A 537-nucleotide genomic window follows, 5' to 3' on the forward strand; every position below is an offset into this window, starting at 1 on the left:
CAATGAGCAAGCAGGTTAGTCAGTGTTTCACCGCTTAGTGTAATAATAAAGTCTGGCGCAAAGTCGTCAATGCTTTGTTGCAGTATGCTTTGATCATAGTCTGGTTTCGAGCGTTGGTATAGCGATATGCTATCTACTTGCGCACCTCGAGCAAGAAGTTGGCTTTGTAAAGCCTGGCGACCATGCTTACCCTTGAGGATGAGTATTTTTTCGTCTTGAACTGTTTTGAGGTCTTTGTTCTCTAATAGTTTTTCACTGCTCAGGTCTTGACCTGGCGATACGATATCCAGACTTGTCGAGTTTAAGGCTTCAGCGGTTTTGCGGCCAATGGCATACCATTTTTGTCCGACAGGTGCTTGTGGCCAATAGTGATCTATTTGTTCAAGGCCTAGATCAGCTGCGTGTTGGCTGACGACAATTACATGCTGGTATTGGTCTAAATCGAGGATGTGCTGTCGCTCGATCGCGCTAATCTCAAGCGCATCGATTTTTAGCATTGGCAGTTTTTTGCACTGGGCTCCTAAGGCTTCGAGAGCT

General features: G+C 45.8%; 1 protein-coding gene. It reads right to left on the reverse strand.

The annotated features are described in order from the left end of the window. Positions 1-497: uroporphyrinogen-III synthase (locus tag A3729_RS01740; protein ID WP_231877299.1), on the reverse strand; the 497-nt coding region annotated here is incomplete at its 3' end. Between the last annotated feature and the right edge of the window lie 40 nt (positions 498-537).

The sequence above is a fragment of the Oleiphilus sp. HI0043 genome (assembly GCF_001634935.1).